The 14,861-nt window shown below is 43.6% G+C and carries 10 protein-coding genes; 9 read left to right on the top strand and 1 reads right to left on the bottom strand.

Annotated features, from left to right (window positions below; genetic code table 11):
- Positions 1-8: 8 nt before the first annotated feature.
- From M0C34_RS11025 to M0C34_RS11010, 4 genes are all read left to right on the top strand, one after another.
- Entirely contained in the window at positions 9-707 is a 699-nt protein-coding gene (locus tag M0C34_RS11025) for an ABC transporter ATP-binding protein (RefSeq protein WP_248711736.1), read from the top strand.
- Positions 708-717: 10 nt separating this feature from the next.
- Positions 718-3,216, top strand: coding sequence for an ABC transporter permease (locus tag M0C34_RS11020; protein WP_248711735.1), 2,499 nt, complete (start codon positions 718-720; stop codon positions 3,214-3,216).
- Positions 3,217-3,353: 137 nt separating this feature from the next.
- Positions 3,354-4,340: an HTH-type transcriptional regulator CysB gene (gene cysB / locus M0C34_RS11015; RefSeq protein WP_248711734.1), complete on the top strand. Its 987-nt coding sequence runs from the start codon at positions 3,354-3,356 to the stop codon at positions 4,338-4,340.
- A gap of 301 nt (positions 4,341-4,641) precedes the next feature.
- Positions 4,642-6,459, top strand: coding sequence for a sensor domain-containing diguanylate cyclase (locus tag M0C34_RS11010; RefSeq protein ID WP_248711733.1), 1,818 nt, complete (start codon positions 4,642-4,644; stop codon positions 6,457-6,459).
- A 50-nt stretch (positions 6,460-6,509) separates the two neighbouring features.
- Here M0C34_RS11010 and M0C34_RS11005 read toward each other — a convergent pair whose 3' ends face one another.
- Positions 6,510-6,914 (bottom strand): GFA family protein, encoded by a 405-nt coding sequence (locus M0C34_RS11005; RefSeq protein WP_248711732.1) that lies wholly within the window; start codon positions 6,912-6,914, stop codon positions 6,510-6,512.
- 352 nt (positions 6,915-7,266) lie between these two features.
- Here M0C34_RS11005 and M0C34_RS11000 point away from each other — a divergent pair, with 352 nt between their 5' ends.
- The 5 genes from M0C34_RS11000 (at position 7,267) to M0C34_RS10980 (ending at position 14,856) form a co-directional block, all read left to right on the top strand.
- On the top strand, positions 7,267-8,019 hold the full coding sequence (locus tag M0C34_RS11000; protein ID WP_248711731.1) for a hypothetical protein: 753 nt from the start codon (positions 7,267-7,269) through the stop codon (positions 8,017-8,019).
- Positions 8,016-9,863, top strand: a complete 1,848-nt coding sequence (locus tag M0C34_RS10995) for an SLC13 family permease (protein WP_248711730.1) — start codon at positions 8,016-8,018, stop codon at positions 9,861-9,863. Before M0C34_RS11000 ends, M0C34_RS10995 begins: the two co-directional genes overlap by 4 nt.
- Positions 9,863-10,900 carry an ABC transporter substrate-binding protein gene (locus M0C34_RS10990; protein WP_248711729.1) on the top strand — a complete coding sequence of 346 codons (1,038 nt, stop codon included), beginning with the start codon at positions 9,863-9,865 and terminating at the stop codon, positions 10,898-10,900. The genes M0C34_RS10995 and M0C34_RS10990 overlap by 1 nt, the downstream gene beginning before the upstream one ends.
- Before the next feature lie 27 nt (positions 10,901-10,927).
- Complete coding sequence (locus M0C34_RS10985; RefSeq protein ID WP_248711728.1) at positions 10,928-13,762, top strand: ABC transporter substrate-binding protein; 2,835 nt, start codon at positions 10,928-10,930, stop codon at positions 13,760-13,762.
- Between the two features lie 65 nt (positions 13,763-13,827).
- Positions 13,828-14,856 (top strand): DUF1835 domain-containing protein, encoded by a 1,029-nt coding sequence (locus M0C34_RS10980; protein WP_248711727.1) that lies wholly within the window; start codon positions 13,828-13,830, stop codon positions 14,854-14,856.
- Positions 14,857-14,861: the final 5 nt, after the last annotated feature.

Raw genomic sequence — 14,861 nt, 5'->3', positions numbered from 1 at the left:
ACCTATCTATGCCAATAAATAAACCAGTTTCAGCGACTAACATAATCATAAATGCCGATGGACTCAATCATCATGTTGTAACGCCTGGTGGAAATTTAAGTTTGTTGAATGACATTCATCTCAAAATAGAGCAAGGAGAGTCATTAGCTATCGTGGGTGCATCAGGGTCTGGTAAAACCACCTTATTAAGCATTCTCGCGGGTTTAGACAGTGCCACCAATGGCATTATTCATCTTTGTGGTGAGGATCTAACCCGCTTAGATGAAGAACAGCGGGCCAGACTAAGACGCGATAACGTAGGGTTTATTTTTCAACAGTTTCTTCTGGTACCCGCTTTAACAGCACTTGAAAACGTGATGTTACCAGCAGAGCTAAAAGGCCTAGCTAATGCTAAGCAGATAGCCGAACAATGGCTTGAGAAAGTGGGTTTAGCAGAGCGCCATCACCATTACCCAAATCAGTTGTCTGGCGGAGAACAGCAGCGCGTGGCGATTGCTCGGGCATTTATTAGTCAGCCTAAAGTACTGTTCGCGGACGAGCCTTCGGCAAACTTGGATAATACCAATGGACAGATTATCGAAGATTTACTCTTCGAGCTTAACCAGCAATCAGGAACAACACTAGTGCTAGTGACGCACGAGTTAAAACTCGCTGAGCGTTGCGCAAGACAGATTACCCTGCAAGCTGGTCGAATAGTCAATCAATAAGGAACAAACCATGAGAAGTTTAATTTGGCGTTTGTTTCGGGCTGAGCTACGACGTGGAGAATTAACTATTGTCGCTGCGGCTATTGTATTAGCTGTGAGCTCCGTGTGGTTGTTTACCAGTATTACCGATCGCATGGAACAAGCCATTTTCAACAAAAGCGGCGACTTCATAGCGGCCGACCGTGTGGTGCGAAGTGCGCATCCGGTTGATTTACCCTTGAGCTCTCAGGCTGAAAAGCTGCGATTAGATTATGCTGAACAATTACTGTTTCCTTCGATGGTTTATGGTAATGAAAAGTTGGTGTTAGCGAGCGTTAAAGCGGTATCTGCACAATATCCTCTCAAGGGTAGCTTGCGGATCAGTAAACATAAGACCGAAGCCGATACTTATTTAGCCAAAGGTATTACATCAGGGGAAGCGTGGTTAGCAGAGCGTTTGTTTTATCAGTTAAATGTGGATGTCGGTGACCGCATAGAAATTGGAGAGGGCGAATTTGTCATTTCTGGGCGTATTGTTAACGAGCCTGATGCGCCTTTTAGTGTGTTTATGACCGCGCCTCGAGTGATTATTAGTATTAACGATGTGGCCAGTACTGACGTTGTGCAACCGGGCAGTCGCTTGGCTTATCGCTATATGTTTGCTGGTGACAAACCCGCATTAGCAGAATTAGAAAACTGGGTAACACCGCTATTAGCAGACAATCAACGATTGGTTAATGTGAGTAGTGGTAGTTCGCCGTTAGCTGGAGCCCTTCAGAAAGCGCAACAGTTCTTATTATTAGCTGGTTTGATTGGTATTCTGCTTGCCAGTGCTGCGATTGCCGTAGCGAGTCGGCTCTATTGCCAACGCCACTATGACACCGTGGCAATGTTCAAGGTTTTAGGCGCTAGCAAACAACAAATAAGATCTATTTATTTAGGTCATCTGTTTATTGTGGTGCTGTTTTCCATTGTTATTGGGGTGGCCTTGGCATTCATTATTCAATGGCCGGTGGTCAACTATGTGCAAAGTTTACTCAATATCTCGCTACCTAGCGCAGGCACATCACCGTATTTAATGGCGGTAGGAAGTGGCTTAATTTGTGGTTTAGCGTTTACTCTTCCTACGTTGATTCAGCTATTTGATATAGCGCCAATGCGAGTCATTCGCAGAAACAGTGACGATGGCGTCGTTAATCCCCTTTGGGGAGCTATGTGGATGTTGCTAAGTGTTTTTGCTTTGCTACTGCTATACAGCGGCTCATTGAAGCTTAGTCTTATTTTGCTGGGAGTGGGGGTTCTTGCCGTGGCGGCCTTATTAGTGCTTAGCCAGCTTTTACTGTGGCTGGGTAAGAAGCGCGCGGCAAACTTGAAAAATCTGAGCTTAAAGATTGCAATATCGTCTTTATATAAACGTGCAAAGCAAAACCGGGTACAGTTAATCGGTTTTACTGTAGCCATTAAGTTAGCCTTAGTGGTGTGGGTTATCCAGCAAGATTTGATTAGTGAGTGGCAACAACAATTACCGGAAGGCGCGCCTAATCACTTTATGTATAACATCAGTGAGCAACAAAAGCCTTTGTTAGTAGAGCGCTTTGCAGCAGAAAATGTAGAGCTAACAGATATGTTTCCTATGTTACGTGGCCGTTTGGTAGCGATAAACGGGGACTCGGTCAGTCAGCAGCGTGAAGGTGAGTATTCTGAGAAAGACTCATCCCGAAGAAGAGGCGCTGGGCGTGAACTCAATTTAAGTAGTGTGGCAAACCTACCTTATCGAAATCAACTGCTGGAAGGGCAATGGTTTACTGAACAAAGTCAGCGTCAGGCATCTGTCGAGCAAGATTTTGCCGAGCGATTAGACATCAAACTCAATGATACGTTGGCGTTTATGGTGGGCTCTACGCAAATAGAAGTAAATGTAAGCAGTATTCGTAGTGTTGATTGGAATACTATGCAGCCCAATTTTTATATCTTACTCAGTCAAGATATCTTGCAGCAGTTCCCTACAGGCTACTTAACCTCGTTTAATCTTCCTCAAGACAAAAGTGCTTGGATTGCTGAGACAATGGGGCGTTTTCCTACCTTGGTGCTGATCAACGTAAAGGCATTAATAGACCAATTGTCGCAAGTCGTCGACCAAGTGTCGCTGGCACTACGTTTAGTGTTAATCGTGGTATTGTTGGCGAGCAGTTTGGTGTTATATGCTCAAGTTCAAAGTTCCCTAGAAGAACGGCGTCAACAAACAGTGATCCTTCGAACCTTAGGCGCTAGTGCTAAGTTGTTACGCAATGCGATTATCTATGAATTTGTTATTTTAGGTTTGTTAGCCGGCTTCATTGCAGCCAGCGCGGCGCAAACCATATTGTTGTTACTGCAAGTCATGGTGTTTGATATTGGCGCTTCAGTTAACTGGGGATTGTGGCTGTTGGGGCCGGTGATAGGCACCTTGTTAGTGTCGGTAATGGGAGCCGGTGCAACCCTGCGCTTATTGAAACAAAATTCTGCTCAATTGGTCAGAAATTTGAACTAGCTAGACAGTTATTAATATCTGGCCTAAAGACGTTTCATTATCAGCTAGATTGATTATATACTTATAAATAAATGTAATAAGAAATCAGCTAACGGACTAGGTAGTGCTAGCTCTATAGCGCCAGAGAATTTAACTAAATGAAATTGCAGCAGTTACGTTATATCGTTGAAGTCGCCAATAACAATCTTAATGTTTCGGCGACAGCGGAAAGCTTATATACCTCACAACCCGGTATTAGTAAGCAAATCCGTTTACTTGAGGATGAGTTAGGGGTTCAGATTTTTAAACGCAGTGGCAAGCATCTCAGTCAAGTCACCCCTGCGGGCAAAGAAATAATCCGCATTAGTAACGAAATTATGGCTAAGGTGGAGAGTATCAAAGCCGTTGCTAATCAGCATACTCATCCAGATCAAGGCTCGCTAAACATTTCTACTACGCATACTCAGGCCCGTTATGCCTTGCCTGAAGTCATTCAGAGCTTTATTCATCGATATCCAAATGTATCTTTAAATATGCATCAAGGTACACCCAATCAAATTAATGAGGCGGTGGCTAAAGGCAGTGCTGATTTTGCCATTGCCACAGAAGCCTTACATATTTTTTCAGACTTGGTGATGCTGCCTTGTTATCACTGGAATCGCAGTATTCTCGTGCCAAAAGAACATGAGCTTGCACGAAAACACCTAAATGGTGAAGTGGTTACTATTAACGACCTAGCTAAACATTCTATTGTCACTTACATTTTTGGCTTTACTGGACGCTCTGATCTCGACGACGCCTTTGGTCGCGCAGGTAAGGTGCCTAAAATCGTATTTACCGCGACGGATGCAGACGTCATTAAAACCTATGTACGAATGGGAATTGGTGTCGGTGTGTTGGCGAGTATGGCGATTGATAAACAGCATGATCAAGACCTCGTGGCCATTGATGCAAGCCACTTATTCAGAGCAAGTACCACTAAAATCTGTTTCAGAAAAGGCACTTTTTTACGTACTTATATGTACGATTTCATTGAAGGCTTTGCTCCACATCTTACGCGCAATATTGTTGATAAGGCTGTACAGGCAAAAACCTTAGATGAGGTAGAGGCTTTATTTGCGGATGTCGATTTACCTGTCATGTAAGTATGTGATGTGAAGACTTATTAAAGCAGCCTCGTTGAGCAATTTCCTGGCTGCTTTTTTTATCTACCAAATAGCGCAGAACAGTTTATCTTCGCGCGTAACATTGAATGAGCTCGACTCATTGTTATGACAATGAGAGCCGTGATGACAAATCGCCTATTAGAGGCTACTTCGTAGACTTCTCTAGCATTTATCTTTAAGCTCGACCTAGTGGTTAATGTTTTGTTACAGGGTTGTACAATCATTATTTATTCAACTACTTCAACAACGCAGGGAAGAGGCGTGCTTAAGCAATACCACCATGAAAGCTAACCTATTATGCCGTATGGGCAAACTGCCGTTTATTGTTTTATTGTGTTGCTGGTTTACGCTATCCAAAGCCTATGCAGAACCCCTTACCGCACTTCACGTCAATGGCCTAGAAGACGGCTTACGCCTAGGACAACACTTTCAGGTTTGGCATGACCAAGATGGCCGAGCCGATTTGGCCGATGCCATGGCCGCATTTCGTTTAAACAACTTTAAGCGACTGGAAAGCAAAGGCTCTACGGGTTTACAAGCTGGCGCGTTCTGGAGTGTCTTTTATTTACATAATGATAGTGATAAACCTATAACTCTTAACCTAGAGTATGTTGACCATCAGCTCATCTACTTGAATGCTTACCAACGCAATACCCAAGACCCTAGCTTTTTAGAAATAGCAGACCTAGCTCTCAGTAACTCTTTTTCCGAGCGTTTAGTGAGTCATCAGCGCTTTGTGGTACCTGTTGAGCTTGGTGCTGGCGAAACACATCAGTTCTATTTTCGATTCGGCTCTGACGAGAAGGGATTTGTATTCCCTGAATTAAGGCTCTGGCAACCCGATAAAATGCACTACGTGCAAAGCATCGAGCTAGGCAGTATTGCCTTTCTAGTTGGGGGCTTAGCCTTAATGGCGATTATCTCATTAGTTACCGGTATCGCCACCAACGATAAAACCTACTATGCCTATTTTGTTTATGCCTCTACTAAGTTAGCGACTTGGCCAACCATTCTTGGTTTTACTCACATGTTTTTCATTCGTGATGATTTTCATTGGAGTTATATGTCTCTCACTGGGGCAATGTCGATCATGACCGGTGTTATATTTGCGCGCATTTTCTTGCAAACTAAGTTATATACGCCTCGCTTAGATTATGTGCTCAAATTTATGATTCTTAATGCCGGCTTATTAGCCTTGGCTGCACTCACTCGTGAAACGGTATTCTCGGTGATGCTTATCACTATAGCCTTGTTATTGTATCCGGTACTGGCCATCGCAAGTTTGATTCGTTGGTATCAAGGCTCTCGTGAATCCGCAGTGTATACCTTAGGTTGGATAGTGCTTGTGGTTGGCTTGTTTAGCCAAGCATTGCGTGACTTAGGTTTAGTTGAGCATACGTTTGTCACTTATTATTGGCCGGTGGTCGCTTCTTACAGCGAGATGATGGTAATAATGGTAGCTATGGGGATTCATTTATTCCGTCTACGCCGCCTAAAAGAGCAAGCAGAGTTGCGTTACCGTAGTCAATTAGAACGGGCTAAACAAGAGCTTGAAATTTTGGTTTTTGAACGTACACAGGCATTAGAAATAGCCAAATCAGAAGCTGAGAAAGAAGCCCGTACAGACCTATTAACGGGCATTAATAACCGGCGTAGTTTTATGGCCAAGGCTGAAGCGATGTTTGACCGTTGTCGTAATCGCTCTCACCCAATGTCGATGTTAATGTTTGATATAGACCACTTTAAAAAGATTAATGATACTCATGGCCATGCCATTGGAGATAAAGCCTTACAATTGTTTGCTAATGCGATAGAAAATGAAATCCGAGATGGCGATGTATTTGGCCGCTTAGGTGGCGAAGAGTTTGGACTTGCCTTAAGTGCTGATAAAGATACCGCCACTCAAACAGCTGAACGTTTACGCAGCGAAGTTGAAAAGTTAGTTGTTGATGCAGGAGGAGTTCAAGTTCGCTTCACGACGAGCATTGGTGTCGCATTGATGGATTCTGAGGAAAGCATTGAACAATTAATTAGCGTATCTGACCAAGCACTTTATCGCGCTAAAGAAAGCGGGCGAAATAAGGCCATGGTTGCTTAACTAGCAAAAGAACAGCACAGCTTAATGAGAGTTAGAGTGTATTGGTAACACTATTCTGGGAAACCCTCAAACTGTTTAAGTTGGCTTACTTGATGATACCAACTGGCTTGTTCTGCGGTAAAAATGTGGTCTTGAGGGGCTAAGCTTGGGCTGCTATCTAAGGATCCCGCCGGAATAATTACCCAATGCTTTGTGCTCGATAAATAGGGCATAGCGCTACCACAAGCACCGCAGAATCCGTTGGAGATAGCCCGACCAGGTAGGTCAAATTGTTTAACTAGCGATTGCCCCTTTATCCATTGAAAATGAATAGGCCTTATAAACAGATTAGCCACATGAGCACTCCCCGAGACTTTCTTACATTGATCGCAATGACATAAATGAAATTGCTCAAATTTGTCATTCACGTCAAATTCAACACCGCCGCACAAACAGCTACCTTTTAGTCTATTCATTTTATCTCCTGCAGAAATCAATGCCTTAGCATAAACCACATAGCTAGTTTTAATATATCACATGGTTATAAGTGGATGGCTCCAAGTTGTACATTATAGCAACATTTGGCTTTGGTGATTTTTCTGTCCATATGTTTATACAGCTAAAGATAGTAAATACCATATAAAAAGCAGCAATATACGGCTAGGTATGGTATTTATTAAATTTGTAACACGCACTGTCTGTAACTTTATTGTGTAACTAATGATTAACATCATGCGGTTGGCGGGGGCAGTGTTGACTTATATCTGAGTATTTAAGTTATATAAAATGTAAGCAAATGGATTGCTTCAGTAGATTTAGGGACAAATCGTGAACACATTAGCAACTACCAAAATAGCAGTAGCAGTTGGTTTAAGCACTGTATTGCTCGGCTGTAGCCAAAACCTCAAAGAACCATCGCAAAACTACCAACAAGCGGTCATACAGGCGGCGTTTCCTACTGTAAAGGATGTTAGCCATACGCTCTTCGCACTAAACCCAGAAAACACACTTTTGCAATGGAACGAACAAGCCGATAAGGTGCTAGTGTTGACTTGGAAAAGTCAGTCAGCCATTGATCAGTTTCTATTGCCTAATAGCCATAGTTCAAACAACCCTAACTATCCTATTTGGGTCACCTTAGCGCCTCAAGTTAAACACTTCTGCCAACAATACTTACAGCAACAACCTGAGCGCAACGATCAACAATTAGCATTGCGTTTAAAACAGTATTTAGGTTTAGACGCAAGCTGGAACTATGACGCTTTTGTAGAGATGTACGTAGCACCAGAAGATTTATTCCGCCCTTGTGTTGATCCGCAAATTGATGACCACTCGTGTGTTTTAGCTAGCGACCAAATGGCTAGCTCGGTAAAAGGGATTGAAGATTACGCTAACTTTTATCAAGCCCTGTATTTTAAGAGTTTCAGGGGATCGGGTACTGGCGTGCCTTGGACAGGCTTAGGTTATACCTATGATTGGGGTAATCCTATTTCTAAACAAGGAGCCAGCGAGTATATCCTAGTACCCGGTGGTGAATATCAGATTAATGCTGTCATTCCTACTGGGCAATATTGCCGATGAGTGATACCGATTCCCTACAGAAGATCAGTCAGTTTTTAAATAGTAATCCGGCTTTTGCCGCTTGTGACAAAGAAGACTTAGCGCGATTGCTCGCTAATGTCACGATTCAAAAATTTGCTGAAGGAGAGGTACTCTGCCAATCCGGAGACCAAGCCAATAATCTTTATTATTTGCTCAATGGTCAGTTAGAAACCACCAATAAGGATCAGGCAAAGGGACCTATCAGTGGTTTTTTTGGTGAAGAGTCAACACTGGGCATGCGTAGCTATATCTACGACATCGAAGTGGTCGATTGTGCCGAAGTGGTAGTATTACCGCTCGCGGCGGTGAAAGCTTTAGATCGTTATTCCAGTTTTAAGCAATGCCTATTAGATAGCTTTCATGCCCGTTTGGCCGGGCAAACCTATATTGAAGTTGATTTAGCGCCTAAAGTAGAAGTCGAAATAGGCTATCGCTTGTTGATTGGCTGGTTATTCGCGTTGATTACACCAGTAATGATTTACTTCGGTCTTACGCTTAGTGGCGAGCCTTTGCATCAAGATGCCATTTATTTTGCGTCTATCTTAGGCATCTGTTCCATTATGTGGATCTTTCGATTGCTTCCCGACTATGTGCCAGGGTTATTTGCCATACTCAGTGCGGTATTACTGGGTATAAGCTCTAGCGAATCGGCTTTTTCCGGATTTTCTAGCAATAGTTTTTTCATGGCTTTAAGCATTTTGGGTTTAAGTGCCGTGATCAGATCGTCTGGCCTCAGTTATCGAATGCTGTTGCATCTTTTACTCATTGGTCCGGCGTCAAAAATTTGGTACAACCTCAGTTTTTTCAGTGTAGGCGCGTTGTTAACACCTGTTGTACCCACGGTGAATGGTCGTGTAACTATTGTCGCGCCGTTCCTCAAAGATTTACTCAGTGGCGCTTCTAAAGAAGCTCGTGAGCAAGAAGGACCGCGTTTAAAAGCTAGCTTGTTGTTTGGCGCAAGTTTGCTCTCACCAATATTTGTTAGTAGTAAATCAGTAAACTTCATTGTACTGGGCATGCTGCCACAGCAGGTACAACAGTATTTTCAATGGTTAGATTGGTTGCTGGCCGCCATTGTTTGTGGTTTGGTTGTGTTGGCTTTATATACCGTTGCGTTGTGCTGGATATACCGCAACAAACAAGCGTTAAAGATCCCAAAATCTATCAGCCGGCAGCAGCTCAGAACGTTAGGCCCACTTAACCCCGCTGAATGGTCTTCAGTACTTGGGCTTATTGTGTTAATCGCCAGTTTGCTGTTTGCCAATATCCATCGGATTGAAGTGGCTTGGGTCGCGTTAGCCATATTGTTTTACTTATTGATGTTCGGCTTTTTAAATACCAATCAGTTCCGTTCAAAAATTGACTGGAGTTTTTTGGTTTTTTTGGGTTCGTTGATCGGCATGGTCGACATTATAAATCAGGTAGAATTGGATGTTTGGTTAACCAGTAAAATATATTGGTTAGCAATATATATGCAGCAAAGTTTGGCCTTATTCGTAGTAATGCTAGCGCTTATCGTTAGTGTCGTCCGTTTAGTGTTACCTATCAATGCGACAGTGGTCATTTTAGCCACCTTGTTGATTCCCGCATCTATAGAAGTAGGAGTGAATCCATGGGTGATTGGCTTCTTAATACTGTTCCTTTCAGAAAGCTTTTTTTGGCCGTTTCAGGCTTCTTATTACATGCAGTTTTTAAGTTTAACCAGCGGCGTCGTCACCGCTGATGAATCGAAACTGATGAAACTCAACCTGTCGGTTTATCTGTTTAAGCTAGTGGCGGTGTATCTCAGTATCCCGTATTGGCAAAGTATGGGGCTTATCTAATGAAGAAATTATTGTTAAGCATCGTTATGTTTAGTTTTTTGGTTGCCACCATTGCCATCACCCTCATTGAAGGTTCATCTCGGCCTAGGTTGTTGATATTACATAGCTACAATACTGATTATTCGTGGACTAGAACGGTTAATCAAGGCATTGAGCGAGCGAAAACAGCGCACCTGAATGTTGATATCCGTTATCACTACATGAATACCAAAAACCAATCTAGCGAAGCCGCGAAAAAGCGCGCTGCAACGGTGGCCAAAAGGGTGGTGGACTCTTTTCAACCCGACGTAATGATAGTGATTGATGATGATGCGCAACGCCTTGTTGCTGCCGAGTACATTGATAAGCCCGATATCCAAATTGTGTTTGCCGGGGTCAACGCTGAGTTAGAAACCTACGGTTATCAACATGCCAGTAATGTAACCGGTATTTTAGAACGCAAATCGGTATCGGCGGTGAAAGAAGTTTTACGCTTGTTGGTTGAGGCCCAACCCATACCAGGACAACTCGCCGGGAAAATTATTTATCTTTCGGATAATTCATCTTCAGCCAAACACGATGGGAATTATTTGGCCAAGCAAGTTTGGTCACCCATTGATTATCAAGGGCATGTGGTGGTGAATAGCTTCACGGAATGGCAGCAAGCGGTGTTATCTCTGGAAGGTAACTACAAATACTTAATGGTGGGTGGCTATCGCAAGTTATTAGGGGGCGAGGACGGCAAGTTTGTTTCAGCGCAAACGGTTGCGCAATGGACCGAACAGCATTCGACATTACCGATTATTGGTATCAATGCCTTTAATTCTGAAGACGGCATGATGCTGTCAGTTGGCGCCTCTCCTTTTGAGCAGGGAGAAGTCGCTTTTAATTTTGCGCTGGAGCTACTGAATGAACCGAAACATCTAGCCGAGTTGCCAATTACCGTATCTAAACAGTATGTCGTAGCACTGCGTCGGAAAGCATTACTGAAGCGTGAAATAGTCGTGCCAAAGGTTTTGGAAGCCTTTGCTCGTGCCACGAACAATTACTATGAATAAAAATAGCAAAGGAAGACTATTTTGAAAATGAAATGGAACCTACGACGCCGTCTCTTATTGCTCGGTTTTATCGTGGTTATTTTGAGTGCTTTAGTCACCAGTTTTGAGCAGTTAAAGCAATGGTTCAACCACACTGGTACCAATACCCTTGTCTTGGCGGTAGTGGGGCCGATGAGTGGGCCTGAAGCAGACAAGGGAATTGCAATGTTAAATGGTGCCAAACTGTTTGTTCGCCAATACAACATGCAACAGCAAGACAAACAAATAGCCCTTACGATACAGCAATACGATGATGGTAATAATGTCGTAAAAGCCGAACAAATTGCCAGGCAATTAGCCAAGACTAAAAAGGTGCTTGCTGTATTAGGACACCGTGCTTCAGCCACGTCAATTAAAGCTGCCGGTATTTATCAACGCGCAGGCTTGCCTATGATCGGCGGCTCTGCGACGGCACCTGAAATTACCCAAGATAATGCTTGGTCATTTAGGGTAATCCCAGATAACCGATTACAGGGCAGTTTTGTTGCAGAGTATATGGCTACCTTAGGCAAGAACAAAGCTGCTTTGGTGTATAGCCAAGACAAATTTGGCGAATCGTTAGCCAAGGCCTTTTTGGCAGGGGCAAACCGCTTAGCCATTGATGTAAGCCAGTTTCCGTTTGATTTAAAAGGAGATTGGCAGCAGCAGGCTGAAACTATAAACCAACAAATACGATCCCTAGGTCATACCGGTGCAATATTTCTTGCAGTGCATGACGTTGAGGGCGCGGTATTGGTGAGTACCTTAAAAAACCAACACCCCAGTTGGTTAATGATTGGCAGCTCGTCGATCGGTAAACAAAGTTTCCCTGAACGTTTTAAAGATCGTAACCACGAACGAGAGGTCTCTGGTTATTACACGAATGGAATGTTTGCGGTTAGCCCAATACTATTTGATGTAGCGAGTGAGTCTGCTCAAATGTTTTATCAGAGTTTTAGCCAAGATTTTGGTTACCCACCTAGTGGTGTAGCAGCGGCTTATTATGATGCTGCGACGATTGCCGCTAGTGCCTTAGATTTAGCATCGAGCCTATCGGGAGGCGAACAAGAGTTTGTTAAGCTCGATTTATCGCAACAACGCTCAGCGATTAGAATTCAACTAGCCGGACTCAATTCACCAAGTGCTGCCATACAGGGGCTCACACATCCCTTATATTTTGACCCGCAAGGTAATGTATTACGCCCTATGCAAGTGGGGCTATTTAGTGGTGGCTCGTTTGTGTCAGCGCCTATTCAATTGCAAGCCGTATTAGGAGAAAAACTCCGTACCCGACGAACCGACGTTGTTTATACCGGAATTGAAATGCAGACCATTAATGAATTTTCCCCAGTAGATATGACGTTTAAAGCTAAGTTTAAGCTGTGGTTTAGAAGTACGCCGGGGGTAAATGCTGAGGATATTGCATTTCTAAACGCAGTGGGCGACTTAACACTTGGTGAGCCTATAGAGTCATATTTCACGAGCCAAAGCGTTTATAAGCTCTACCAAGTAGAAGGGATGTTTTTGGCCGATGCAAAACCCGGCAGGGCGGCATTTGGCGAGTACCAGTTAGGGGTGAGTTTTCGTCATCGAACCTTGCCAAGAAGTGAGTTAATCTACGTAGCGGATATCGTTGGCTTGGGTCAAACTGCGCTACATCGGAACGATAACAATCAACATAAGGTGCAGTTTGATACAAACCAATGGCAGCAAAACCAAGGTTTATCTTTTCAAGATACCTTACGTAAACGCAGTTTAGGTGATCCCAAATATCTTCATTCTGATCGCCAAGCTATCGAGTTCTCTCGCTTTAATTCCTTGAGTTCTGTTCATGAAAATGTGTTGAGCTTACGCGGGCGTATACCAGCGCAATGGCAACAAATTATCTTTTATAGCAGCGTATTGGCTTGGTTGGTCTATGCCTTGATATTAGACTTTAAACTATTGGGCCGATTACCAAGAGCTTATGCGTTAGGCAATAAGTTACTTTACGCTTTATTTATTGCATCAGCTGAACCGCTATTCTTAGATTGGCTTGCCCAGAACTATCCTAATACCAATCAATTATTTGCTAGTACCTGTTTTGATGTTTTGTGGTGGTTATTGTTTGCTTCAACGTTAGCGTTGTTAATTGACTTACTGGTCTGGGATCCCATCGAAAGGCGCAGTGGCCGCCAAGTGCCAAAAATTATGCGTCACCTGACTCGTGGCCTAGCGTACATTGGCGCTGTTTTTGCTATTTTGTCTTTCGTTTATCAGCGGGAGTTAACCAGTTTGTTGGCCACGTCTGGTTTAGTGGCGATGATTTTGGGCTTGGCCTTGCAGTCTAACCTCGTTAATATTTTTTCGGGTATTGCCATTAGTTTAGAGAAACCCTTCAAATTAGGGGACTGGATCAGCATTGCTAGCTACGGTGGCCCAATAGTGGGGGAGGTCATCGACATGAACTGGCGAACCACCAAGGTAAAAACAGCTGACAATACGCTGTACTCCATCCCTAACAACACCTTAGCTAATGCTAACTTAAATAACGTGAGCAGTAGTGGTCAGATTGTTACCGGCGGATTTTCAATTTCGGTGAACAAACAGCTAGAACCGATGCAAATTATTCCGCGGATCGAGGCCATACTGATAGCAATAGAAGCGGTTAAGCGGGTTTACGTTGATATTTCAAATATTGGTTCTGACACTGTAGATTATCAAATCAAACTGGTTCATGGGGTCGACGATACAGCACAAACTACCGATTTAGTTTGGCAGGCTATTTGGGGTTTAGACAGTGAAATAAGAAATGAATTAGCAGCGTTAGAGCCGACAGAAGAAAACGAGTCTGAGGACCTATAAGTTTAATGCACGGCAGAGAAGGAGTTTGCTATGCTAACTCCTTCACAAATTGCAAGGACCTATAGATGCAGTTGCATATCACTAATGGAGACATGGTCGGCGACATGTTGACCGCATCTAATGTGTTACAAGGCCATGTCCTCTGCTGGAGAGATGTATTACATGATGGGCCGATTGTCGCCACAGAGGGCTTGCCTTATCTAACGGCGAGAGCCAATTTTATCTATACAACAATGGTGTTAGATAGCCCTTTAAGTTGCGCTGAAGTCAGCGAGCAAGCGATCTTAGATGATTTTTTACAGCGTCAAGACATTCTGGATAATCTCAATGATTATAGCGAGATAGTGCTGTGGTTTGAGCACGATCTTTATGATCAGTTGCAGTTGGCGGAATGCCTTTATCAATTGGCTAAATACCCCAATATAGTAAGTAAAGTAAGCCTAATATGTATTGGAGAGCACCCTGAGGTTGATGTTTTTCATGGCTTAGGCAATTTACATCTTGAACAACTGGAAGCGCTATACCCACAGCGCGCCGCCTTACATTGCGAACAACTAGCCTTGGGCCAGCAAATTTGGCTGGCGATGGCCAGTGCCACCCCTTTAGCATTGAGCCGTGTTATGGCTGATAACCTAGCACCCTTGCCATTTATGGCTGCGGCATTAACTCGTTTTGCTCAGGAGTATCCTTCTACGGTGAATGGTTTAAGCTTAACTCAACAGTTGATCTTACAAACGCTGGACGAGCAGCATGATCAACAAGCGCTTAACCACGACGGCCTCAGCTTTGACCAGTTATTTACGCATTTGCAACGCGCGGAAGACGCTCCGTTTCTTGGTGATGTTTGGTTAAGCAAAGAGCTTTTGTTTCTGGCTAAGCTAAAGCCTGCATATCTATGTATCGATAAACCCAATGGTGACATATGGGATCAAGATGCAAGGTATCAGATAAGCCAAGAGGGGCGTCAAGCCATACAGGGAAAAAGAGCCTTAACCGTTGAGCAGTTAGGTGGACAATGGCGTGGTGGCGTTAACATACACCGACAAAACTATTGGTGTTGGGATCACCATGGTGCTTGTTTTGTCATGCGATAAGCGAC

It is taken from the genome of Agarivorans sp. TSD2052, assembly GCF_023238625.1.
In the GTDB taxonomy this organism is placed as follows: Bacteria; Pseudomonadota; Gammaproteobacteria; order Enterobacterales; family Celerinatantimonadaceae; genus Agarivorans.
This window is presented reverse-complemented; position numbering and strand designations above follow the sequence as displayed.